This window comes from Halococcus saccharolyticus DSM 5350 (genome assembly GCF_000336915.1).
GTDB lineage: Archaea > Halobacteriota > Halobacteria > Halobacteriales > Halococcaceae > Halococcus > Halococcus saccharolyticus.
In genome coordinates, this window is the sequence record NZ_AOMD01000014.1 from 34,199 (window position 1) to 55,001 (window position 20,803).

Annotated in this window: 21 protein-coding genes; 13 read left to right on the plus strand and 8 right to left on the minus strand. The window is 65.8% G+C overall.

Annotated features, from left to right (window positions below; genetic code table 11):
- Positions 1-17: 17 nt before the first annotated feature.
- Together C449_RS04495 and C449_RS18910 are read right to left on the minus strand one after the other, a co-directional pair.
- Positions 18-1,208 (minus strand): MFS transporter, encoded by a 1,191-nt coding sequence (locus C449_RS04495; RefSeq protein WP_080504893.1) that lies wholly within the window; start codon positions 1,206-1,208, stop codon positions 18-20.
- Between the two features lie 218 nt (positions 1,209-1,426).
- On the minus strand, positions 1,427-2,740 hold the full coding sequence (locus tag C449_RS18910) for a hypothetical protein (protein ID WP_006076767.1): 1,314 nt from the start codon (positions 2,738-2,740) through the stop codon (positions 1,427-1,429).
- Between the two features lie 168 nt (positions 2,741-2,908).
- Between C449_RS18910 and C449_RS04505 the strand changes: the two genes are divergently transcribed.
- From C449_RS04505 to C449_RS04515, 3 genes are all read left to right on the plus strand, one after another.
- Positions 2,909-3,523 (plus strand): hypothetical protein, encoded by a 615-nt coding sequence (locus C449_RS04505; RefSeq protein WP_006076768.1) that lies wholly within the window; start codon positions 2,909-2,911, stop codon positions 3,521-3,523.
- Between the two features lie 145 nt (positions 3,524-3,668).
- Positions 3,669-5,237 carry a Na+/H+ antiporter NhaC family protein gene (locus C449_RS04510; protein ID WP_006076769.1) on the plus strand — a complete coding sequence of 523 codons (1,569 nt, stop codon included), beginning with the start codon at positions 3,669-3,671 and terminating at the stop codon, positions 5,235-5,237.
- A complete protein-coding gene (locus C449_RS04515) occupies positions 5,234-5,500 on the plus strand; it encodes a DUF7513 family protein (protein WP_006076770.1) in 267 nt (88 codons plus the stop codon). The genes C449_RS04510 and C449_RS04515 overlap by 4 nt, the downstream gene beginning before the upstream one ends.
- Before the next feature lie 62 nt (positions 5,501-5,562).
- Here the strand turns inward: C449_RS04515 and C449_RS04520 are convergent, their stop codons facing one another.
- From C449_RS04520 to C449_RS04530, 3 genes are all read right to left on the minus strand, one after another.
- The gene (locus C449_RS04520) at positions 5,563-7,113 is read right to left on the minus strand and encodes a Kelch repeat-containing protein (protein ID WP_006076771.1); all 1,551 of its coding nucleotides are present in this window, start codon (positions 7,111-7,113) and stop codon (positions 5,563-5,565) included.
- A gap of 67 nt (positions 7,114-7,180) precedes the next feature.
- Entirely contained in the window at positions 7,181-7,774 is a 594-nt protein-coding gene (locus tag C449_RS04525; protein WP_006076772.1) for a DUF2150 family protein, read from the minus strand.
- Between the two features lie 39 nt (positions 7,775-7,813).
- Positions 7,814-8,668, minus strand: a complete 855-nt coding sequence (locus tag C449_RS04530) for a TatD family hydrolase (protein ID WP_006076773.1) — start codon at positions 8,666-8,668, stop codon at positions 7,814-7,816.
- A gap of 168 nt (positions 8,669-8,836) precedes the next feature.
- Between C449_RS04530 and C449_RS04535 the strand changes: the two genes are divergently transcribed.
- Entirely contained in the window at positions 8,837-9,979 is a 1,143-nt protein-coding gene (locus C449_RS04535; RefSeq protein WP_006076774.1) for a glutamate-cysteine ligase family protein, read from the plus strand.
- Between the two features lie 30 nt (positions 9,980-10,009).
- Here the strand turns inward: C449_RS04535 and C449_RS04540 are convergent, their stop codons facing one another.
- Positions 10,010-10,474: an NYN domain-containing protein gene (locus C449_RS04540; protein WP_006076775.1), complete on the minus strand. Its 465-nt coding sequence runs from the start codon at positions 10,472-10,474 to the stop codon at positions 10,010-10,012.
- A 164-nt stretch (positions 10,475-10,638) separates the two neighbouring features.
- Here C449_RS04540 and C449_RS04545 point away from each other — a divergent pair, with 164 nt between their 5' ends.
- Positions 10,639-12,222 (plus strand): S8 family peptidase, encoded by a 1,584-nt coding sequence (locus C449_RS04545; RefSeq protein WP_006076776.1) that lies wholly within the window; start codon positions 10,639-10,641, stop codon positions 12,220-12,222.
- A gap of 26 nt (positions 12,223-12,248) precedes the next feature.
- Here C449_RS04545 and C449_RS04550 read toward each other — a convergent pair whose 3' ends face one another.
- Positions 12,249-12,803 (minus strand): metal-dependent hydrolase, encoded by a 555-nt coding sequence (locus C449_RS04550; protein WP_006076777.1) that lies wholly within the window; start codon positions 12,801-12,803, stop codon positions 12,249-12,251.
- A gap of 247 nt (positions 12,804-13,050) precedes the next feature.
- Between C449_RS04550 and C449_RS04555 the strand changes: the two genes are divergently transcribed.
- A complete protein-coding gene (locus C449_RS04555) occupies positions 13,051-13,281 on the plus strand; it encodes a hypothetical protein (RefSeq protein WP_006076778.1) in 231 nt (76 codons plus the stop codon).
- Positions 13,282-13,327: 46 nt separating this feature from the next.
- On the opposite strand, the gene C449_RS04560 is transcribed toward C449_RS04555, so the two are convergent.
- Positions 13,328-14,110 (minus strand): inositol monophosphatase family protein, encoded by a 783-nt coding sequence (locus tag C449_RS04560; protein WP_006076779.1) that lies wholly within the window; start codon positions 14,108-14,110, stop codon positions 13,328-13,330.
- A 269-nt stretch (positions 14,111-14,379) separates the two neighbouring features.
- On the opposite strand from C449_RS04560, the gene gcvT reads away from it, so the two are divergent.
- From gcvT to C449_RS04595, 7 genes are all read left to right on the plus strand, one after another.
- Positions 14,380-15,480: a glycine cleavage system aminomethyltransferase GcvT gene (gene gcvT / locus C449_RS04565; protein WP_006076780.1), complete on the plus strand. Its 1,101-nt coding sequence runs from the start codon at positions 14,380-14,382 to the stop codon at positions 15,478-15,480.
- Positions 15,477-15,860: a glycine cleavage system protein GcvH gene (gene gcvH / locus C449_RS04570; RefSeq protein ID WP_006076781.1), complete on the plus strand. Its 384-nt coding sequence runs from the start codon at positions 15,477-15,479 to the stop codon at positions 15,858-15,860. Before gcvT ends, gcvH begins: the two co-directional genes overlap by 4 nt.
- A 67-nt stretch (positions 15,861-15,927) precedes the next feature.
- Entirely contained in the window at positions 15,928-16,401 is a 474-nt protein-coding gene (locus C449_RS04575; protein ID WP_006076782.1) for a hypothetical protein, read from the plus strand.
- 305 nt (positions 16,402-16,706) lie between these two features.
- Positions 16,707-17,975 carry an aminomethyl-transferring glycine dehydrogenase subunit GcvPA gene (gene gcvPA / locus C449_RS04580; protein WP_241430074.1) on the plus strand — a complete coding sequence of 423 codons (1,269 nt, stop codon included), beginning with the start codon at positions 16,707-16,709 and terminating at the stop codon, positions 17,973-17,975.
- Complete coding sequence (gene gcvPB / locus C449_RS04585; RefSeq protein WP_006076784.1) at positions 17,972-19,447, plus strand: aminomethyl-transferring glycine dehydrogenase subunit GcvPB; 1,476 nt, start codon at positions 17,972-17,974, stop codon at positions 19,445-19,447. Before gcvPA ends, gcvPB begins: the two co-directional genes overlap by 4 nt.
- Positions 19,448-19,526: 79 nt before the next feature.
- Positions 19,527-19,955, plus strand: a complete 429-nt coding sequence (gene nikR / locus C449_RS04590) for a nickel-responsive transcriptional regulator NikR (protein ID WP_006076785.1) — start codon at positions 19,527-19,529, stop codon at positions 19,953-19,955.
- Between the two features lie 294 nt (positions 19,956-20,249).
- On the plus strand, positions 20,250-20,444 hold the full coding sequence (locus tag C449_RS04595) for a hypothetical protein (protein WP_006076786.1): 195 nt from the start codon (positions 20,250-20,252) through the stop codon (positions 20,442-20,444).
- Positions 20,445-20,803 lie beyond the last annotated feature (359 nt).

The following is a 20,803-nucleotide window of genomic DNA, read 5'->3' on the forward strand; positions in this document are numbered from 1 at the left end:
GCACTCTCTCCTCCCGATCAACCCCATCTGGTCGCGGTCACGGCGACGATTCCGAGACAAAACGCCACGATCCCCGCCCCGAGCAGCGTCTCGGTGTAGCCGACGGCCGTGCCGAGCCCCACGAACACCGGGGGGCCGACGGTCGTGCCCGCCCGGATGATGCTCGTCCGGAGCGACATGATCCCGCCCCGGAACTCGTCGGGCGTGACCGCGTTCAACGCGGTGTCGGTGACCGGTTCGGCGAACGCCTGCCCGATCCCGAACAGGAAGAGTGCGCCCGCGATCGCAACCACCGAGTTCGCGAGTGCGATCGCCGCGAGCCCGAGGCCGTACACCACGAACCCGAGCGGGATGAGCTGAGCGCTCGACACGTGCCGGAGCAGTCGGCCGGTCTGGGAGGACGTGAGCCCCATCGTCACCGCGGGCAGCGCGAGGAGCAAGCCGATGATCCCCGAGGAAAACCCGTACCGGTCGTCGAGCACGAACGGGACTGCTGTCAGCTGTGCGCCGTAGAGGATCACGAAGATGCCGAAGATGGCGACGTAGAGGCTCAAAACTTTGCGTCCCGGAACGGCCTTCACCGCGTCGACGACGTAGCCGAGACCCGTCCTGCGCCGATCGAGCGTCGGTTCGTCGAGCGCGCCGATCCCCACGAGCCCGACGACGATCCCGAGCGCGAAACAGGCGAACGGTGCGGCCGACGAGATCGTGGCGAGCACGCCACCGAGTAGTGGGTAGCCCGCCGCGCCGATCGCGAGGATCGCGGCGTTGAGCCCGATCAGCGTGTTCCGGAGCTCACCCGAGAACAGATCGCCGATCAGCGTGACCGTGAGACTCGTCACCGCACTCCCGGCCACACCCTGGAGCACGCGGAGTCCGAGGATCGCCCGGAAGCTGTCGATAAGCACGATCGCCCCGCCGGCGATCCCGAACCCAAGCAACGCCGGCACCAGCAGCCACTTGCGCCCGACGCGATCGGCGAGCAGGCCGACGAACGGCGTGAAAACGACGCCGGGAAGCGTGTACGCCGAGACGAGGAGGCTGGCGTCGGCGGCCGTGATCCCCCACGCCGCCTGGATCGCCGGCAGCGCGGGGCTGATGAGCGAGACGCCCATCACCGTGATCAGCGTGCTCGCGAAGATCACGAGCACCGACGGGGAGCGCCACGGACTCTCGAATCGTGTCGAGTGGACGGTTTCGCCGGACATCAGTCCACGCGACCGAACGCCACGATCCACGACCGATCGATCTGCCTCGACGATCCGCACCGTTCGCCCGTCATCGCAACCACGGCCGCTCCACGCCGCCCGGCCACCCCATCGGCCAACCGATTGCGGCACGCTCGCCTGCTCCAACAGTCATTACCGGCAGCTACCCGATCGACCCATTTACGGCTTCAGACTCGCCGACGCACTGCGAATCGGTATCACGAATCGCCCTCGGGTGCCGTTCGCCGGCCGGCCGATCGGCGATCGTCGGCCCGCTCGCGTCGCCTGAACCCGAACTCGAAGAGGACGCCCGCGATGATCCCGGCAGCGGTCGCGTAGACGAACCCCCAGAGCATCTCGGTCTCGATCCGCGACGCCGACACGCCCGGGACGAGCAGGAACTCCGTTCCGAGCCAGAGGTCGGAGACCCAACTTCCGACCGCCCAGACGCCGGCGGCCGCCGTGGTGGTCATCACCACGACCACCACCGCGAACGTCGGCGTCATCTCCACAGGGGTGAAGGCGTCGAGCTCGGCCGCGACGATCAGCGCGAGCCCCGCAAAGGAGAGCGCGGTGACGAACGCGTTCGAGAGGGGTCCCTCGGCGAACACGCGACCGATGAGCGGGAGACCGGCAAGGGCGAGGAGGCCCCACGGCAGCATCACCTCGGGTGTCCGGTAGGCGAGCGCCGGCACGAGCGCGAGGCCGGCGACCGCCACGCCGAACGCGACCCACAACAGGTCGGCCGCGACCGCACGTTCGATGGTGACGAGGCCGATCACTGCGAGCACGATCCATGACCGCCGTGCGTTCGTGCGATCGTGTTCGATGAGTCCGTCGAGCGGGTCGCCGTTCGCGGCGGGGGCGGAGCGAGCGGATCGTATCGAGCGCCCGCGTGGCCCTCCGATCGAATCGAGGCGCGCGACTAGGGCGTCGACGACCTCACTCACCGCGCCGGTGCCGAACGCGGCGACGAGGACAGCCCCCACCGTGTCGAAGACGAGATCGAGCAGCGAGTCGTCGAGCCCGTACTGCACGAGGACGGGGTCGAGCCCGAGCGCCGCCGACGCGATCCGCGAGGCGAACTCCAGCACCTCCCAGAACACGCCGAACGCGAGGGTGAAGATCAGGATGAACACCCCGAGGAATCGCGGCGGAAGGTAGATGTCGTCGCGATGGACGTCGATCGCGCGGGCGGTGACGTAGCCCACCGCGGCGACGATGGTCGCCGACAGTGTGTGCGTGACGTGATCCCACCACCAGACGTCGTCGTAGAGTCCGAGCATCCCGATCGTGTGGAGAAAGAGCGCGGTCGTGATCCAGAGTGTCAGCCCCGCGTCGAGCGGGATGCGGTAGTCCCGTGCCAACAGTGCGGGGAGGAACGTCGCAGCGAGCGCGAGTGCGGCGTTGACCACCACGCTCGCGTTGCGGGTTACGAGCCCCACGATCAGTATCAGCGCGATCGCGACCTGCATCGCGCGGCTCGCGATCCGCTGGTGGCGTGGCGTGATTTCGATGCCGGCGAGCCGCATGGTTCCCCTAACCGTACGTTCTCCAGTAACATAACCGTAGAGGACGATGTCTCCCCCGGAGCGACTGAGTGATGACCGTCGGCTCTCGATCAGGCGGCGAGAGTCGCTCAAACGCCCGCTCGACGCAGGACGATACTGGCTTATGGATCCGGCACGTATCCGGTTTCGATGATGGCCACCACGCACGCGCTCGCCGGGATGGTGGCCGCGGGCGTGACGCTCGTGGTCGCGCCGGAATACACTCCGGTGGCCGTGGTGGCTGCCGGCGTCGGCGGTGCGTTCCCCGATCTCGATCTCTACGCCGACCACCGCAAAACCCTTCACTTCCCGACGTACTACGCGGCGCTCGCGGCCGTATTCGTCGCTGTGACGATCCTCGTCACAACCCAGTTCACCGTCGGGCTGGCGTGGTTTTTCGTCGCCGCGGCGCTCCATTCCAGGATGGACGCGTTCGGCGGCGGACTCGAACTCAAGCCGTGGCGCGGTACTTCTGAGCGTGCGGTGTACGACCACTACCAAGGCCGGTGGCTCCGACCCCGACGGTGGATCCGGTACGACGGCGCGCCCGAGGATCTCGCACTCGCGGTAGTGCTCGGCGGACTCTGTCTCACGATCTATCCGGCAGTGATCGATCCCGTGATCGCGGTCGTCGTCGGGATCTCGGCGATCTACACCCTGCTTCGCAAACCGATGGTCTGGATCGTCCAACGCCTCGTCGATACGCTCCCTCCCACGCTGCTCGATCGCGTCCCCGAGCGCTTCGTCGAGGATTTCCGTTCGTAGTCGCCGTTTCGATCGCCGCGTCGACCACTGACTCCACGGATCGATCCGTTCGTCACGCTGTACCCAGGGAGTGAATTTCTGCCATACAGGCCGTTCAGAACGCATATACGCGCGCGCTCGGTCGTTAATGAACAACGGATAACCTATGAGTGATAGCGGCGATCCCGACGATCCGGACGAGCACGACTACGAACAGGAGTTCATGGGCGACGACGAGGGACCAGCGATCGAGTTCTACGGCGGGCGGCTGATGAGCGCGCTGCCGCTCGCACTCTTCGTCGTCTGGGCGATCGTCCAGAGCGGCCTCCTCCAGATCGGTGCCACCAACGGTCTGGTGGCGGGCATGCTGCTCGCGCTGATCGTCGGGATGTTCTTCGTGAAGGGCGACTGGAAGACCTACGCGAACACCATCTTCGAGGGGATGACCCAGCGAGTCGCCGCGACGGCGATCGTGGCGTGGCTGTGGGCCGGGATGTTCGCCGAAACGATCCAGGTCGGCGGGTTCGTGAGTGGGCTGGTCTGGGCGGCCGACGCGCTGAGCATCGGCCCGACACTGTTCCCCGCAGTCACGTTCCTCCTCGCCGGGCTGCTCGCGACCGGGATCGGAAGCGGCTACGGTACCGCGATCGCGTTTACCTCGCTGTTCTTCCCGGCCGGCGTTCTGCTCGGTGCGAGCCCGGTGTTGATGTTCGGCGCGCTGCTCTCGGGGGCGGTGTTCGGCGACAACCTCGCGCCGGTGAGCGACACCACGATCGTGAGCGCCGTCACTCAGGACGCCGACATCGGCGGCGTGGTGGCCTCACGGTTCAAGTACGCGATCGTCGCGGCGGTGCTCGCGCTCGCTGGTTACGTCGTCGCCGGCAGCGCGATGACGGGGATCGACGTCGGCCAGGGGGCCCAAAGCGTCCTCGTCGACGAGAGCAATCCGCTCGGGCTCGTGCATCTGCTCTCGATCGGCGTCGTGATCGCGACGGCGGTCCGGGGCCGTCACATCGTCGAGGCGGTCTCGTGGGGGATTTTGACCTCGGCCGTCCTCAACGTGGGACTCGGCCTGGCGTCGGTGAGCGACATGATCGTGTTCCAGGCACCGCGGGATGCGGGGCTCGCCCAGTCGCTGTCGTTCCTGCCGTTCGTCGAGCTCGTCGACAGCGGGCAGGCCGCCGTCGCCGGCAGCATCTACACCGGTGCGCTCGGTTTCTTCCCGCTGATCGTGCTCACGCTGTTGATCGTCGCGGGCGCGCGGATCCTGGTGCGCGGCGGCGGGTTCGCAGTGATCCAGGACTGGCTGCTTGAGACGTTCGCCACGACCGTGCGACGGGCCGAACTCACGATGGTGCTCGGGACCGCGGGCGTCAACTCCATGATCACGATCAACACCGCCGCCGAGATCGCGATCGCGCCGTACATCGCGCGGATCGGCGAGCGATTCAACATCAACGCCTACCGCCGCGCGAACATTCTCGACGCGAACACCTCCGCGCTCGGCTACATCTTCCCGTGGGGCGGCGGCGTCCTCGCGGGCTACTCCGCGATGGTGGGCCTCCCCGACCAGTACGAGTGGTTCACCCAGTCGATGGTCGTCAACCCCATCGACGTCTGGCCGTTCGTCTTCCACGGCTGGCTGCTCTTTTTCGTCTTCATCGCCTCGGCGCTGACCGGGTTCGGGCTCGAATACGTTGCTGACCGCGAGTCGTCGGAGGTGGCACGGGTATGAGCCGACTGAGTGCGCTGTTCGAAGGGGTGCAGTTTCGAACGAACAGGCCGACGTTCGAGCCGGGCGAGGAGATCGCAGCGTTCGTCACCGGCTACGAGAACGGAAATGGTGTCGTGCGGATCGGCGATACGGTGCTCCACCTCACCGACGCCACACCCGATCTCGTCGATACCCAGGTTCGGCTCCGTGTCGAGGGGTTCGACGACAACGATCACGTCGGGCGTGCGACCGTGCTCGACGAAATCGGCGACAGTTCGTTCTGACTCGTCGTTTTCGAACCCTCGTCTCGAAGGAAAGCCCGGCACGCGAGCAGTCCTGACGTCCGCTACTCGCCGGGCGTGAACGCCTCGTTGTACGCCACACAGTCGTGGAGGCCGTTTTGGTCGAATCGTTTGATATGGCCACCGACGACGTACAGCGTTCCATCGATCACGCCCGACGTGGCTCCACCCCGGCGGTGACTGGGTCGGGGTAGATCGGTTACGAACGAGTCGCTCGCGGGGTCGTAGCGGTGGGCGACCGTTTCGTAGCGGTCGATCGTCGGCTCACCCTCCCAGAACATGCCGTTGGTAAGATACGCCCGATTGCCGATCACGGGATCGCCGTGGGTGGCGTAGGTGCCGGCCCGCGGCATGGGCGTCGCGCGCTCGAACGAGCCGCTGGCGACGTCGTACCGGAAGTTCGAGTCCGTCGGGCCGGTGGTTCCCGACAGTCCGCCGATGACGTGGACGTACTGTCGACCGTCGGCTTCGAGCAGCGCGACCGTGGGCCAGCGTTTCGCTTCGGGCATCCGTGCGAGATCCGGATCCGCGACCGACTCGCTCGTGGGATCGAACGTCCAGAGCCGGCGCTCGTCGAAGGTTCCGGGCACGTCGCCGTCGAAGCCGTGATCGGTCGCGGTCTCGGCGTCGTGTGCGCCGGTGCCGCCGCCCACGCAGTAGATCAGGCCGTCGACGGGATTGTAGACCCCACCCATCACCCAGTTCGGGTACGGACAGCGCGTTCCCTGGGTTGCGGTCAGATCAGTCCAACCTTCGTCCGGTCGGTAGCGAAATATCGCGTCGGAGGGCGGCGGTCCGCCCTCGTAAGGGCCATTTGTGGGTGCGCCGCCGAAACTGTACAGCGCGTCGTCGGTGGCGACCCCGCAGGGACCCCACAGCGCCCGCGGGAAGTCGGATTGTCGATCCCACGTGCCGCCCGAACCCGCCGCCGGGTCGTACGCGAACGTTCGGCGGGTGGCGGCCAATCCCGTGGCGGTCTCGATCCCGCCGAAGAAGTAGAGTTCGCCGTCGAGCACCCCACCACCGGCGTCGCTCCCGACGACCGGGAGGGGAGTGCGCTCGGTCCAGCCGACGGACGACGCCGGTGCGGTCGCGGTTTCGGTCGGCGTCTCGGTCGCTGTCGCGGTTTCGGTCGGCGTTCGTGTCGCCGTCTCGGTCGGGGTCGCGGTCGGCGTTTCGGTTCGCGTGGTTGTCCGCGTCGGCGTGGCCGTCGTGGTTTCGGACGATGTCGTGGTCCGGGTAGCGTTCGGGGACCCAGTCGCCGATCTGTTGGATGCGTTGCCGGCCGCAGTCGTGGGTGGCACAGTTGTCGGGTTCGCGGTCGTGATGATCGACTGCTCTTGGGTTCTCGTTCGCTCGTTGCCCGACCGGGTTCCTGTCCCGTTAGCTGTGTCGGTGCCGCGCGCCGGTTCGGTCGTCGCGTTGCTGTTCGAAGCGTTTCCATCGGAGGTGTTCCCACTGGAACCGTTTCCGTCCTCACCGGACCCGCCAAACAGACAGCCAGCCGCCGCGGCACTCGCACCGAGGCCGATCGCCTGAAGGAGCGTTCGTCTGGCGGTCCCGTCGCGGTCGGTGGAGCGGTGGTCTTCGGTCATCTCTCGTGGTGTAACGGTCTCGTGGTTCTGGACGGTGCACGGGTCGACGCGGGCTGTGTGGCCGATTTCAGGCCTCGCCCTCGGTTTCCTCGTCCTCTTCGATGAGTTCGGGATCGCTGAGTGCGCTCTCCAGACTGCCGAGCCCGTTGATCCACTCGGCGACCGGCCCGTAGCCGACGTCGTCGATCACCGACCGATCGAGTTCCGCGCCGTCGATCAGCAGGGTTCCGGCCCGGGCACAGTGGCCGAGCGCGTCGTCGAACTCTTCCTCGCTCTCGGCGGCGTCGGCAGCGCGGAGACACTCGGCGACCTCGGCGTCGGCGACACCCTCGGCGACGTACAGCTCCGCGGCGTAAAACACACAGACCAGCGAGGTTTGGACGCCGTCGACGAGCAGCAGCGTCTCCTCGTCGTCGATGTCGACGTCCGCGAGCACGATCTCGCGGACGTTCGCGAGCTCGTTCATCGTCATCTCGGCGTCGAGCTCCTCCTCGTCGTACGCGGTGAGGACCTTCACGACCGCGATCGCGGCGTCCTCCTGGAGGTTCCAGAGCAGGCGTGCGGCGTCCTCGTCCTCGGGATCGAGGTCCTCGTCGCGGAGGCGGTCGAGCCAGTTCTGCCAGCGTTCGTCGGTGTAGAAGCCGTCCGTGGGTGCGCTCATACCCGCACCGAACGTTGCGCTATTGATAGACCTTTTCGTCTACCCGAGGGTTGTACGCGTGTCGATGCCATAGACCTCGGCGGGCGTCGCGACGTGGGCGATTTCGATCGCTTCCTCCCTGCCCTCCTCGCGGAGCCACCGCACCCGCCGAGGGACGGTTTTCGGGCCGAGGACCGCGCCTGGCCGGTCGGGGTCGTCGACGAAGTCGGTCTCCATCAGGAACGGCTCCTCCGCGGTTTCGGCGCGTTCTGCGGCCTCGGCCAGTCGATCCTTGTCGCTCATCACGCTCGGAGTCGGCCCGGCGAGTCGACCGCTGGCGTAGTGTTTGACCACTCGGTGGCGATCGAGGCCGCGCTCCTCGGCCCATGTGGCGATCTCGGTCAGGTCCTCGCTCGCCTCGGTGTGGAGCTGGACCGCACAGTCATGATCGGCCCCGAGCGCGAGCGCATGCTGGAGGACGGCGTTCGAGGCGTTCCACACCGTGTCGGGAACGTCGTAGTGGGGCCGGCCGGATTTGAGCGCGAGCGCCCGCCCGTCGGCGACGTACTCGGCGGCGACATCGAGGCCGGCCTGCATCAGATCGCGCGCCTCCCTCGGCGCGAACCCACGATCGTCGATGAGTTTCGAGACGAGCCCTGGATGCACACCCAGGACGGGCCACGCCCGGCCATCGAGGACCTCGTTCGCGTCCGTGACGACCTCGATCGTGGTCTCGAAGACCGCCTCGAAATCCGTGCCCTGTTCGACCTCGATCCCGAGCAGCCACGAGGGTTTGTTGACCACGAGGAGGTGGGTACCGCCGACTCGGGCGAAGTCCTTCACGGCCTCGATCCCCCGTCCGTGGGCGGGATCGAGATGGAGGTGGTTGTCGAGTACCGGCGTGTCGAGTTCCATGGCCATCCTCGGGGGATCGGTCGCAAAAACCGCACGCTCTCGTCGAACTCATACCACGGAAATCGACCGGCGTGACCGTGTTCCCGGCACGTGCAGGGGTCGTGGCTATGCGCGTGCGCGCCGTCGAGACGGGGTAGCTCGCGTCGCGCGGGCTCGGAGGTGTTGTTCATGAAGATAGGAATCGAAGCCGAGTACTGGGTGATCGATGCGTCGGGAGCGCTGTGTGACGGACGAGCGCTCACGATACACGACAACGTCGAACCCGAGTTCGTCGCCCCGCTGATCGAGGTGCACACGCCGCCGCTCGAACGCGTCGACGAGCTCCGGCGCTCGTTTGGCACGACGCTCCGGACGGTGCTCGATGCGGCCGCCGCCGACGGCAAGCGACTCGTGCCGCTCGGGACGCCGCTCGCCTCGGTGGCATCGCCGCCGGTCACCGATCGGGGCCGGCTCCTCGAACGGATCTACGGCGCGGGTCTCGCACCCGCGACCCAGTGTGCCGGTACGCACGTCCACTTCGATCTCGACGACGCCACGAGGCAGCTCACCCTCCTGACCGCGCTCGATCCCGCGCTCGCGCTGGTGAGTTCGTCGCCGTGGTATGCGGGGCACCCCCGAGGGAACTCCTCGCGCGCACACGCCTACCGGTCGCTGTGTGGCGAGGCGTTCGTCCCGTTGCGCGGCCTCTGGTCGTATCCGTCCGATCTCCCCGAGTGGGAACGCCGGGTCGAAACGAGCTACGATCGGTTTCGGACGCTCGCGGCCGAGCGTGGGGTTACCGAGAACGAACTCGCGACTCACTTCCGGCCCGACGACGCGATCGTGGCCCCGGTTCGGCTGCGGCGGTGCCCGCCGACCGTCGAGTGGCGCGCCCCCGACACGGCGCTGCCCTCGGAGACGCTGCGCCTGGTGGGCGACGTCGCCCGCCTGGTCCGTCGGGCCGCGGACGAACCGGTGGAAATCGGTGAACCGAGCGTCGAACCGGGGCGGATCGTTGTTCCCCCGTTCGCGGACCTCGAACGGCTCTCGCAGGCGGCGATCGAACACGGGCTCGGTTCGTCGGCAGTCCGTGAGTACCTCAAACGAATGGGGATCGACACGGAGACCTACCGACCGATCGCGACCGAGATCGGCCACGACGCCCCGGTGACACGGGCCGACGCGCGGCGCATCCGGCTCACGTACGCCGAGCGACTCGAACGCGATGTTGCGGTGCTCACGGCTCGCTCCGCTATTGAAGGGGCGAGCAAGCAGCGAGCGCTCGTCGACGGTGGCTGGAACACGGACACTTCGACCGGAAAGCTGCCGTAGCTGTCCAGGAGCGATCCATCACCCAGCGTCTCAATCCGTCGGTTCGGATTCGAGCGTAACAGCCTCGTGGGCGGCGTTGCGGAGCGCATCCGAGCGACCGTGACTCCCGGGCGCGATCGCGAGCGTCTCCAGCCCACGGCGGGCGGCGTGTTCGAGCACGGGCTTGAAGTCGGTGTCGCGCGACGCGATCGCGAGAGTGTCGAGATCGTCGATCGCGGCGGTCGCGTCGACCGCGAGCTTCACGTCGACGTCGCCGCTCGTGATCCGCACCTCGAACCCGCGGGCTTCCGCAGCCTGGATCAGTCCTGGCGTGGCGTGTTCGTCGAGATAGAGCCGCACGACTGCCGGTCGGCCGACCGCCCCTGCGGCCGCGCGGATGTCGTCGAGATCGACGTCGAACTCGCTCCGGAGGACGTTCGGCCCGTCGACGAACAGTCCGACCGCCGGCTCGCGACGACCCGTACTCGACACCGCCTCTCGGAGCTTTCCGAGCATGTCTCGGTTCGACCGGCAGGCGGCAAAGCCGTGACGGTGTCCGACCGACCGGAACGACATCGTTATTCTCTCTAGTCTATTTCATAATTGAATCACTGTAACAATTTGTTGCACGATTATATGAGAACATTTAAGGAATGCTGTACTGATTGTAGGTCTGGACCATGGTTGAGAAACCCACTCCAGGTCGACGATCGTTCTTGAAAGCAATCGGTGCAGGAACGCTGTTCGGCGGACTGAGCGGTGTCGCGTCGGCGACACCGGGGCGTCAGCCCGGTCCGAAGAAAGACGAAATCCTCGTCGGGGTGTCGGCGTCGGCAGCCGACATGGACCAAGCGGTCGCACAGGCCGTCCCCGGTAACGCGGAGATCGTTCACCGAAACGAGACGCTGAGCTACGTCGCGGTGAAGTTCCCGAGCCAGGCCGCAGATCGCGCGAAAGAGAACTTCATCGACGCGATCACGAAAAAAGACCACATCAAGTACGCCGAGCCGAACACGACCCACGAGGCGCTCTACGAGCCGAGCGATCCACGGTTCGGCGACCAGTACGCACCGAAACAGGTCGAATCCGATCAGGCGTGGGACACCACGCTCGGCGACTCCGGGGTGACGATCGCGGTCGTCGATACAGGAGCGCAGTACGACCATCCCGACCTCCAAGCGAACTACAAGTCGAACCCCGGTCGGGACTTCGCCGACAACGACTCGGACCCGTATCCCGACGCCCCGAGCAGCGAGTACCACGGCACCCACGTCTCGGGCTGTGCGGCCGCTGTCGTCGACAACGGCACCGGTGTGGCTGGCCAGAGCAACTCCTCGCTCATCAACGGCCGCGCGCTCGACGAGAGCGGGAGCGGTTCCACGTCGGATATCGCCGACGCCATCGAATGGGCGGCCGACCAAGGAGCCGACATCATCAACCTCTCGCTCGGCGGTGGCGGGTACACGAGTACGATGAAAAACGCCGTCAGCTACGCGACCGACAACGGTTCGCTCGTGATCGCCGCTGCGGGGAACAATGGATCGAGTTCAGTCAGCTACCCGGCGGCCTACAGCGAGTGCATGGCGATCTCCGCCGTCGACGACAACGAGCAACTGGCGAGTTTCAGCCAGTACGGCGAGAACGTCGAACTCTGTGCACCGGGTGTGGACGTCCTCTCGACGACCACCGAGGCCCGCGGCTCCTATGAGACACTCTCGGGCACGTCGATGGCGACCCCGGTGACTTCCGGCGTCGCCGGACTCACGCTCGCGCAGTGGGACCTCACGAACCAGGAACTCCGATCCCATCTCAAAAACACCGCCGAGGACATTGGACTCTCGGCGAACGAACAGGGTAGCGGCCAGGTCGACGCGCTCGCGGCCGTCACCACCGATCCCGCCGACGGCGGTGGCGGCGGTGGCGGAGGCGGCGGTGGTGGTGGCGAGACTACGTCAGGCTCCGTCGACGGCAGCCTGTCGGGCTACTGGGACGGCGACAACTACACGTGGTCGTGGACGTACTCCTCGCCGAGCCAGGTCGTCGTCGAGCTCGACGGCCCCGCGGACGCGGACTTCGATCTCTACGTCAACACGGGCACGACCCAGAACGCTTCGCCGAACAACTACGACTACACCTCCCGGTCCACCAACAGCCAGGAGACAGTCACCATCGACACCCCCGACGACTCGACGGCCATGCAGATCAACGTCGATTCGTACAGTGGTTCCGGTAACTACACCCTGACGATCACCGAGACGCAGTAATCGATCGCTGCCACCGATTTTCCGCGTCAGGACGGCTGTGTGCGCTGACCCTTTTCGTTCTGGTCGCTCCAGTAGTAGAACGCGACGTTGGCCGCGAGTCCGAGGACGAACAGCCCGATCGTCGCCCAGAACGACTGATAGTAGAGCACGTCGATGTAGACGATCGGTTCGTTGATCAACGGCCAGAGCGGTTCGATCCGAGTCGAGGTGTCGGGTGCGGAGAGCATGTCGGCGAAGACGTGTGCGAGACTCGGCACGCCGACCGCGATCACGCCGAGCGCGGTCGCGTGGTCCGCCGCCTCGGGGGAGAACCACTTCGTCCCGCCGAACAAGCGCTTGAGGAGCCAGCCGAGGATCGGTCCGAGGATCGCCGCGAACACCAGGGCGGCGAGCACCGTGTGGAACACCCCGTGGTGGTGGATGCCCTGGAGCCGCGAGAGCACGAGATCGACATCGGGCAACATGCCGAACCAAAAGCCCACGCCGACGAACAACGCCGCAGTACGCCGGTCGTCGATGAAGTACCATGCCGGGGCGAGCCAGAGCAACCCCATTCCGAGATGACCGAGAACGTCGACCATGCTCGTTCGCACGGTGACAGCCCGAAAAACCTACTGCATGCCCTTGCCGTAGTGGCTTTGCCGCACCACTCTCACAAAGCGGTCGCCACGGATCGAACGGCACCTCGGGCTCTGAGCGCCCAACTGAGGCCGTTCGGAATACAGCTGCTTCCAGACATATCGAAAAATCGACGGTGGAGCGATCCCGTCTGAAGGATCGTCATCAGCAGGCCGCACACTCAAGTCACGAGGAGCCGAAGTGCGGCATATGTCCGAGGACGACCCGCACGAACGCGACGTCACGCTTGCGAAAGAAAAGGACGAGACGGACGACGAGGAGACCGAGGACGCAGAGCAGGCCCGTGAGGCCGAAGCCGAGCGAAAGCGCGAGGAAGCCGCCGAGGGCGAGGTCGACACCGAATCCGAACAGCGCGAGAACGCGGCTCGCGAGGCCGAAAACCCTGACAACCACCGCGACGAGGAGCCACACAACAGCTGAAACGAGCAGCTGGCCCCGATCGGAACCGAGAAGTCGACGTGCCTGTTTATTCCCCGGCCGCCCGCCGTGCAGCCGCGAGTACCTCGTCGTGCGCCGCGCCGTTCGAAGCGACCAGTCCACGGCTGTCGTGACGCCACGGCTCGCCGTCGAGATCGGTCACGGTGCCGCCGGCGTTGCGGATCATGTGTGCGCCCGCGATCGTGTCCCACGGGTGCATCCGGACGGTGGTGATCGCGGCGTCGAGCGACCCGCTGGCGACCGCTGCGAGCGTCGCCTGGGCGCAGCCGAGCCGACGGAAGTCGCCGAACCGCTCCGCGAGCACGTCCACTCCGGCGGTATCCGTTGTATCGTCGAGGAGGATCGGATCGACCACGAACGCGTCGGAGTCCTCGCGGTCGCTCACGCGCACTGGGTCGCCGTTTAGCGTGACGCGCTCCGCGCCCGTGAGATACGTATCCGCAAGCGCCGGGAGGACCGTGGCCGCGGCGACCGGCTCGCCGTCGACGACGCTCGCGACGCTCGTCCCCCAGATCCGGAGTCCGCGAACGAAGTTGTTCGTCCCGTCGATCGGGTCGACCACCCACGCCGGTCCCTTCTCCGGGATCGCCTTCGATGTACCTTCCTCCTCGCCGACGACGGGTTCGTCGTACTTCTCACGGATGGTTTCGACGACGCGGCGTTGTGCGTCGCGGTCGATCTGCGTCACGACGTCGGTCTTGTCGGCCTTGGTCTCGACCGTGAGTTCCTCACGGAACGATGCGAGCGCGACTCGCGCCCCCGCGTCCGCCGCTCGTGCCACGAGATCGGCTCGCGCCTCGGTGTCGGTCATACCCCACCGTCTCGCTGCGCGGGCAAAAACCGTCGGACGGATGCTCTTTGCCACGAGCGCCCCCAAACCATCGGCCTTTCCGACTGTCTTTGGCCGTCGCTCCAAAACGGGTCGATACCGATGGTCGAAATCGAGGACTACTGGTTCGTTCGCTTTCTCTTCCGCCGAACGTCTCGGGGTTTCGAACCGTTCACCGAATCCACCATCGTAGGAGCGGGCTCTCGCTCGAGACTACCAAACCATTAGGCTGCGGGGGACGACGCCCCGCTATGGCACTTCGAGAACCGCCGCTGGCCGAGGTCCACGACGCTCGCGGTGCGACGACCACCGAGTTCGGCGGCTGGGACATGCCTGTCGAGTTCGACTCGATTCGGACGGAACACGAGAGCGTCCGCGAGTCCGCCGGCAAGTTCGACGTCTCGCACATGGGCGAGATCACCGTTTCGGGCCCGGACGCCGCCGAACTGCTCGGGCGACTCACCACCAACGACGTGAGCGCGCTCGCACATGGAAAGGCGCAGTACGCGATGATCACCGACACCGAGGGCACGATCCTCGACGACACGGTGATCTACCGACTGCCCGAGACCCACGACGCCAACTTCCTGTTCATCCCGAACGCGGGCCACGACGAGGAAATGGAAGACCGCTGGACGGCCCACCGCGACGAGTGGGGGCTCGATGCCACAGTTGAGAACCGCACCGATGCGTACGCGATGTTCGCGGTCCAGGGTCCCGATGCGGTCGATCTCGTCGCAAGCGCGGCCGACGACGCGGACGAACCGCTCGCCGATCTCGGGCGATTTTCGGCGACCGACGCCACCGTCGCCGATTCGGACTGCCTCGCAGCGCGGACGGGCTACACCGGCGAGGACGGTCTCGAACTGATCGTCCCGTGGAGCGAGGCGGAAGCGGTCTGGGAAGCGTTCGACTGCCAGCCGTGTGGGCTCGGCGCGCGCGACACCCTCCGAATCGAGGCGGGCTTCCTGCTCTCGGGCCAGGATTTCGACCACGACGAGAACCCTCGCAACCCCTTCGAGGCCGACGTCGGCTTCGCGGTCGATCTCGACACCGAGTTCGTCGGCCGTGACGCGCTCGCTCGCGTCGCGGAGTCGGGTCCCGACGAGCGCTTCGTCGGCTTCGAACTCGAAACCCGCGGCGTGCCCCGCCACGGCTACGAGATCACCGACTCCGACGGCGAGACCATCGGCACGGTCACGAGCGGGACGATGAGCCCCACCCTCTCGACGCCGATCGGGATGGGGTACGTTCCGACCGAGTACGCAGAGCCGGGATCCGAGATCGCGGTCCGTGTCCGGGGAGAGCCGAAAGAGGCACGTACCCGGGCGCTCCCATTCCTCGAACGATGAGCTTCGAGATCCCCGACGAGTTGCGGTTCCTCGAGAGTCACGAGTGGGTCCGAAAGGAGGACGGCACGGCCCGCGTGGGAATTTCCGACTTCGCTCAGGACGAACTCGGCGATATCGTTTTCGTCGAATTCCCCGACGAAGGCGACGAGATCGCCCACGACGAGGAGTTCGGCGTGGTCGAGTCCATCAAGGCGGTGTCGGATCTCTATTCCCCGGTTTCTGGCACCGTGACGGCGACCAACGACGCGCTGCTCGACGCGCCCGAGCTCGTCAACGACGATCCCTACGGCGAAGGGTGGATGCTCGAAGTCGATCTCGACGATCCCGACGAACTCGACGATCTCCTCGACGCCGAAACCTACCGCGACCAGATCGAGTGAGGCACTGCGCTCACGCGATCAACTGGGTGGGAGTAGCTATTTTCATCGTCGCAACTCATTCCCGCGCATGGAAAAGACGATTTTCAGACGGAAGAGACGGGACGAACACGAGGATGCGGTCGCGGCGACCGCCGTTCGGACCCGCCACGCTGACCACGATCACGTACAGATGGACGGATTCACTCCACCGGGCGACACGCCGAAGGCGCAGGCGGATCGTGGCCTCTCTTTCGCCGATCGATTCCTCCGCGAATACTGTGGCGGCAGCCTCGAAGACGTGACGATGATACGCCATTTCGTCCGCGAGGATCTGCTTCCGGACGCGGAGTTCGAAATCGGTGCGGCGTGTCGGGACCATTTCGAACCACCCGAGATACCGGCGACCGTCATGGTCGGCGTGAGCGATATCGTCGGCGGTGATCATGCCGTGAAGATGGAACTGGAAGCGACGATCCCACACGATCACGCGGAGACACCCGTCGAAGTGGTGGAACTTCCACCACCACCGGGGTACACCAACAGTGCAGCCCGAACCGAGTAGACGACGCGAACGAACTCGTCGCTGTCCATAGCCCGGATATATCCCGAAACCGGACCGAGTAAGCAGGACGACCAGCGGGTGACATCGCGGTCGGAAAATCATCGGCGCAGAACCGCCCGACGGTTCCGCCCAACGGACGGTTCCGGTTCGAAACCGTGCAAACGACGGTCTGATATGCCATCCCCCGCAAGCCTTGCCAATGCCGTTCCAGTCCAGTGGAGGGCGGTTTCGTGAGTAGCGACGAACACCCGAACGGCGGCCGCGGTAGCCCGTTCGCGCCGCATACGGCGGCCGAAACCACGGCGATGTTGGACGCGGTCGGCGTCGAGAGCGAGGACCACCTGTTCGATATTCCCGAGGAGATCGAGTTCGACGGAACCTTCGACATCGAACCCCGGGCCGAGCGCGCGATCCGGGAGGAAATCGCGGCGATGCTCGATCGGAACCACGATCTCGTGGAGTTCCTCGGTCGGGGCCACTACGATCACTACGTCCCCTCGGCGGTCGACCACCTCGCCGATCGCTCGGAGTTTCTGACCTCGTACACCCAGTACCAGCCCGAGGTCGCCCAGGGGTTCCTCCAGGCGTTGTTCGAGTACCAGTCGATGCTGGTCGAACTCACTGGCCTAGAGGTGGCGAACTGCTCGATGTACGACGCCGCGACCGCGCTCGGTGAGGCCGCGACGCTCGCGGTCCGGGTGCGCGCGACTAGCGGCGACCGTGTGTTGGTCCCCGAACACCTCCACGACGGCCGGCGCGCGGTGCTCGACAGCTACCTCGCTGGTACCGACGCCGGCGTCGAGTCCTATCCGATGGACGACGGGATCGTCGACCGCGACGCGCTCGCCAACGCGATCGACGAGGGCTGTGTCATGGTCTACGCCGAGAACCCCACCGTTCGCGGCACTATCGAAGAGAGTCTCGGCGAAATCGGTGACCTCGCCGACGATCACGACGCGTTGTTCTGTCTTGGCTCCGATCCTGTGGCGCTCTCGCTGCTCGAAGAGCCAGCGAGCGTCGGTGCGGACGTCGTGGTCGGCGACGCCGCGCTCGGACTCGGTGCGGCCGACGGGATGGGGCTCGGACTGTTCGCCACCCGTGAGGCGTTCCTCCGTCAGGTTCCCGGACGGCTGGTGGGGACGGGCGAGGATAGCGAGGGTCGACGGGCGTACACCCTTACGCTTCAGACCAGAGAACAACACATCCGGCGCGAGCGCGCGACCTCCAATATCTGCACCAATCAGGCGTGGGTCGCGCTCCGGGCCGCGATGCACGTCGCGTGGCTCGGACCCGATGGACTGGTCGATCTCGCGAAGGAGAGCGTCACTCGCGCGAGCGAGATCGCCGACCAGTTCGACGCGATCGACGGTGTCACGGCTCCGGTCCACGACCGCCACCACTTCCGGGAGGTCGTCGCCCGGACCGATCGCGAGGCGTCGGCCATGAAGGACGACCTCGAAGCCGAAGGATACGCGATCCACGCGATCGACGACCACCTCGTCCAGGTCTGTGTCACCGAGACGAACGCCGACCGCGTCGACGATCTCGTGGCGGCCGTGGAGGCGGTTGCATGAAATTTGACCAGGCTCGCTGGACTCGCGAGACCCCCGAGGAGGGGGGTGAGGTCTACGAGCCGCTGCTCGTGGAGAAAAGCTCGCGTGCGGTCGAGACCGACGATGCGCCGCTACCCGACGATCTCACCCGGGATGGAGTCGAACTCCCCGATCCCGCCGAGCCGGAGCTCGCACGCCACTACACCCGACTCTCCCAGATGAACTACGGCGTCGAGAACGGCCCGTTCCCGCTCGGGAGCTGTACGATGAAGTACAACCCGTCGTTCACCGAGGACGTGGCGGCGCTTCCCGAAGCCGCCACCCACCCCGACCGATCGACCGACAGCGTTCAGGGGAATCTCGAACTTCGCCACCGACTCGCCGACTCCCTCGCGCGCATCGGCGGTATGGACGCCGTTACTCTCCAGCCGCCCGCCGGGGCCGCCGGCGAGTTCACGGGTATCCTGATCGCGAAGGCCTACCACGAGCAGAACGGCAACGACCGAAGCGAGATCATCATTCCTGAGAGCGCTCACGGCACCAACTTCGCGAGCGCCGCGCTCGCGGGCTACGAGGTGGTTTCGCTCCCGAGCGCCGACGATGGACGAGTGGACGTCGACGCGCTCCGGGCCGCGGTGAGCGACGACACGGCGGCGCTGATGCTCACCAACCCCAACACCCTCGGCCTGTTCGAGCACGATATCGAGGAGATCGCCGACGTCGTACACGACGCCGGCGGACTGCTCTACTACGACGGCGCGAACCTCAATGCGCTGTTGGGCCGCGCCCGCCCGGGCGACATGGGCTTCGACGTGATGCACTACAACGTCCACAAGACGTTCGCGACGCCCCACGGCGGTGGCGGGCCCGGCGCGGGTCCGGTTGGCGTGGTCGAGGAGCTCGCGCCGTACCTCCCGACACCCCAGGTCAGGGAGGCCGTTTCTGACGAAGCCGACGACGGCGAGGCAGCGAGCGACGACGGTGAGGTGAGCTACGAGCGGTTCGCACCCGAGCACTCGATCGGGAAGGTCCACGGCTTTGCGGGCAACTGGCTCGTCCTCGTCAAGACCTACGCGTACATCGCCCGGCTCGGCGATCCCGGACTCAGGGACACGAGCGCGAAGGCCGTGCTGAACGCGAACTACCTCGCCTCCCAGATCGACTACGACATCCCCTTCGAGCCGTTCCACCACGAGTTCGTCGCGAGCGCCGGCCGCGACGCTGCCGACGTCGCGAAGCGAATGCTCGACTACGGGGTGCATCCCCCGACCACGAAGTGGCCCGAGATCGTCGACGAGGCGCTGATGACCGAACCCACCGAGGCCGAGAGCCGCGCCGCGCTCGACCACCTCGCGCGGGCGTTCGATCGGGCCGCCGCCGACAGCGACGAAGCACTCGAAACCGCTCCGGAACGAACGGCGGCGCGCCGGATCGATCAGGCAGACGCCGCCCGGAACCCACGGCTGTCGTGGCACGCGCTCGACGACGAGTAACCCCGTAGTTCACAATCGCCTCCGCCTCGTTCGGCGTGAATTGCTAACTTTTAGTACTGGTCCCGCCGTCGATTGACACATGACCGTCGTCAGTGTCTCGATGCCCGAAGAACTCCTAGACCGGATCGACGAGTTCAGCGACGAACACGGTTACACCGGCCGGAGCGAGGTTGTCCGCGACGCCGCGCGCGAACTCCTCGGCGAGTTCGAGGATGCTCGACTCGAGGACCGCGATCTCATGGCGGTCGTCACAGTCCTGTTCGACTACGAGACCACGAGCGTCGAAGAACGGATGATGGGGCTCCGTCACGAACACGAGGACCTCGTCGCGGCGAACTTCCACAGCCACGTCGGCAGCCACTACTGTATGGAGCTGTTCATCCTCGACGGCTCACTCGAAACCATCTCGGCGTTCGTCGGCAAGATCCGCGCGACCCGGGACACGCTCAGCGTGGATTACTCGGTGATGCCGGTCGACGACTTCACCGCGGCGGCTATCGAGGACTGACGTCATCGATGGCTGACTGTATCTAGACAACATCGACGAATGCGGTTGGCCATCTACACGTTCACAGAACCGAGCACTGCTTCATTACTGCCGGTGGAGCACGCATACGTCTCCTCCACCTCAGTCCATCGAGCCTGCGACCTGCTCTCGGACATTCACTACCGACCGTCGATGATATCGCTCGCCCGTCCGCAATCGGAGACTGAAATTTATTTCGATTAGCGAAATATTCGCCGAGACGAGGTATCGATACGAGCAGTAATTTTATGTGGTGTTCGCTCTATCAACTATGAAATGAACTCCTGTCCCATCTGTAGCGAGGACGTTTCCGAGGAACGTCCGCGCCACCAGGTACTCCTCGAAATCGAGGACGAGACGCGCTCGACCAGTCAGTTCATGGGCGACGAGACGGGTGTCAAGCGGGTCTGCATCGATCGGCAACTCTGCGCCGATTGCTGGCAGGACCTCCGCGGAACACTGTCGACGTAGCTCGCACCCGTTCCGCGCTGCTCAATTCACTGGCTGCTGTTTTCACACACCGTCGTTCCTCGGAACCGACGTCGAATCGGGTCTTCCTTGCTACTGTGACGCGCCACGAAGTGCGCGAGTCGCCGGACACGCAGCGTGAGCGTACCGCCAGTCGTTGACGGCGACACGATGTAGACGAGCGACGACAGATCGCGCACCCGAACTTCTCTCACTGTTGTAATCGACGTTACTTTGATCGTATTTGGTAAGAACGAAATTATGGCGTCGGCCAACAGTGCCTTCAATGTCTATTGACGGTGGATTTGGCGCGGCTTCTACCTATACTGTCCTTCTCGCCGCTTAATGCAGAAGTAATATTT

Excerpts from the sequence above, each read along its gene's own strand:
- C449_RS04545 (WP_006076776.1), top strand. The coding sequence starts at position 10,639 with ATGGTTGAGAAACCCACTCCAGGTCGACGATCGTTCTTGAAAGCAATC.
- C449_RS04530 (WP_006076773.1), bottom strand. The coding sequence starts at position 8,668 with ATGGAACTCGACACGCCGGTACTCGACAACCACCTCCATCTCGATCCC.
- C449_RS04595 (WP_006076786.1), top strand. The coding sequence starts at position 20,250 with ATGAACTCCTGTCCCATCTGTAGCGAGGACGTTTCCGAGGAACGTCCG.
- gcvPB (WP_006076784.1), top strand. The coding sequence starts at position 17,972 with ATGAAATTTGACCAGGCTCGCTGGACTCGCGAGACCCCCGAGGAGGGG.
- C449_RS04560 (WP_006076779.1), bottom strand. The coding sequence starts at position 14,110 with ATGACCGACACCGAGGCGCGAGCCGATCTCGTGGCACGAGCGGCGGAC.
- C449_RS04540 (WP_006076775.1), bottom strand. The coding sequence starts at position 10,474 with ATGCTCGGAAAGCTCCGAGAGGCGGTGTCGAGTACGGGTCGTCGCGAG.
- C449_RS04555 (WP_006076778.1), top strand. The coding sequence starts at position 13,051 with ATGTCCGAGGACGACCCGCACGAACGCGACGTCACGCTTGCGAAAGAA.
- C449_RS18910 (WP_006076767.1), bottom strand. The coding sequence starts at position 2,740 with ATGCGGCTCGCCGGCATCGAAATCACGCCACGCCACCAGCGGATCGCG.
- C449_RS04535 (WP_006076774.1), top strand. The coding sequence starts at position 8,837 with ATGAAGATAGGAATCGAAGCCGAGTACTGGGTGATCGATGCGTCGGGA.
- nikR (WP_006076785.1), top strand. The coding sequence starts at position 19,527 with ATGACCGTCGTCAGTGTCTCGATGCCCGAAGAACTCCTAGACCGGATC.
- C449_RS04520 (WP_006076771.1), bottom strand. The coding sequence starts at position 7,113 with ATGACCGAAGACCACCGCTCCACCGACCGCGACGGGACCGCCAGACGA.
- gcvH (WP_006076781.1), top strand. The coding sequence starts at position 15,477 with ATGAGCTTCGAGATCCCCGACGAGTTGCGGTTCCTCGAGAGTCACGAG.
- C449_RS04525 (WP_006076772.1), bottom strand. The coding sequence starts at position 7,774 with ATGAGCGCACCCACGGACGGCTTCTACACCGACGAACGCTGGCAGAAC.
- C449_RS04510 (WP_006076769.1), top strand. The coding sequence starts at position 3,669 with ATGAGTGATAGCGGCGATCCCGACGATCCGGACGAGCACGACTACGAA.
- C449_RS04550 (WP_006076777.1), bottom strand. The coding sequence starts at position 12,803 with ATGGTCGACGTTCTCGGTCATCTCGGAATGGGGTTGCTCTGGCTCGCC.
- gcvPA (WP_241430074.1), top strand. The coding sequence starts at position 16,707 with ATGTTGGACGCGGTCGGCGTCGAGAGCGAGGACCACCTGTTCGATATT.
- C449_RS04495 (WP_080504893.1), bottom strand. The coding sequence starts at position 1,208 with ATGTCCGGCGAAACCGTCCACTCGACACGATTCGAGAGTCCGTGGCGC.
- C449_RS04505 (WP_006076768.1), top strand. The coding sequence starts at position 2,909 with ATGATGGCCACCACGCACGCGCTCGCCGGGATGGTGGCCGCGGGCGTG.
- C449_RS04575 (WP_006076782.1), top strand. The coding sequence starts at position 15,928 with ATGGAAAAGACGATTTTCAGACGGAAGAGACGGGACGAACACGAGGAT.
- C449_RS04515 (WP_006076770.1), top strand. The coding sequence starts at position 5,234 with ATGAGCCGACTGAGTGCGCTGTTCGAAGGGGTGCAGTTTCGAACGAAC.
- gcvT (WP_006076780.1), top strand. The coding sequence starts at position 14,380 with ATGGCACTTCGAGAACCGCCGCTGGCCGAGGTCCACGACGCTCGCGGT.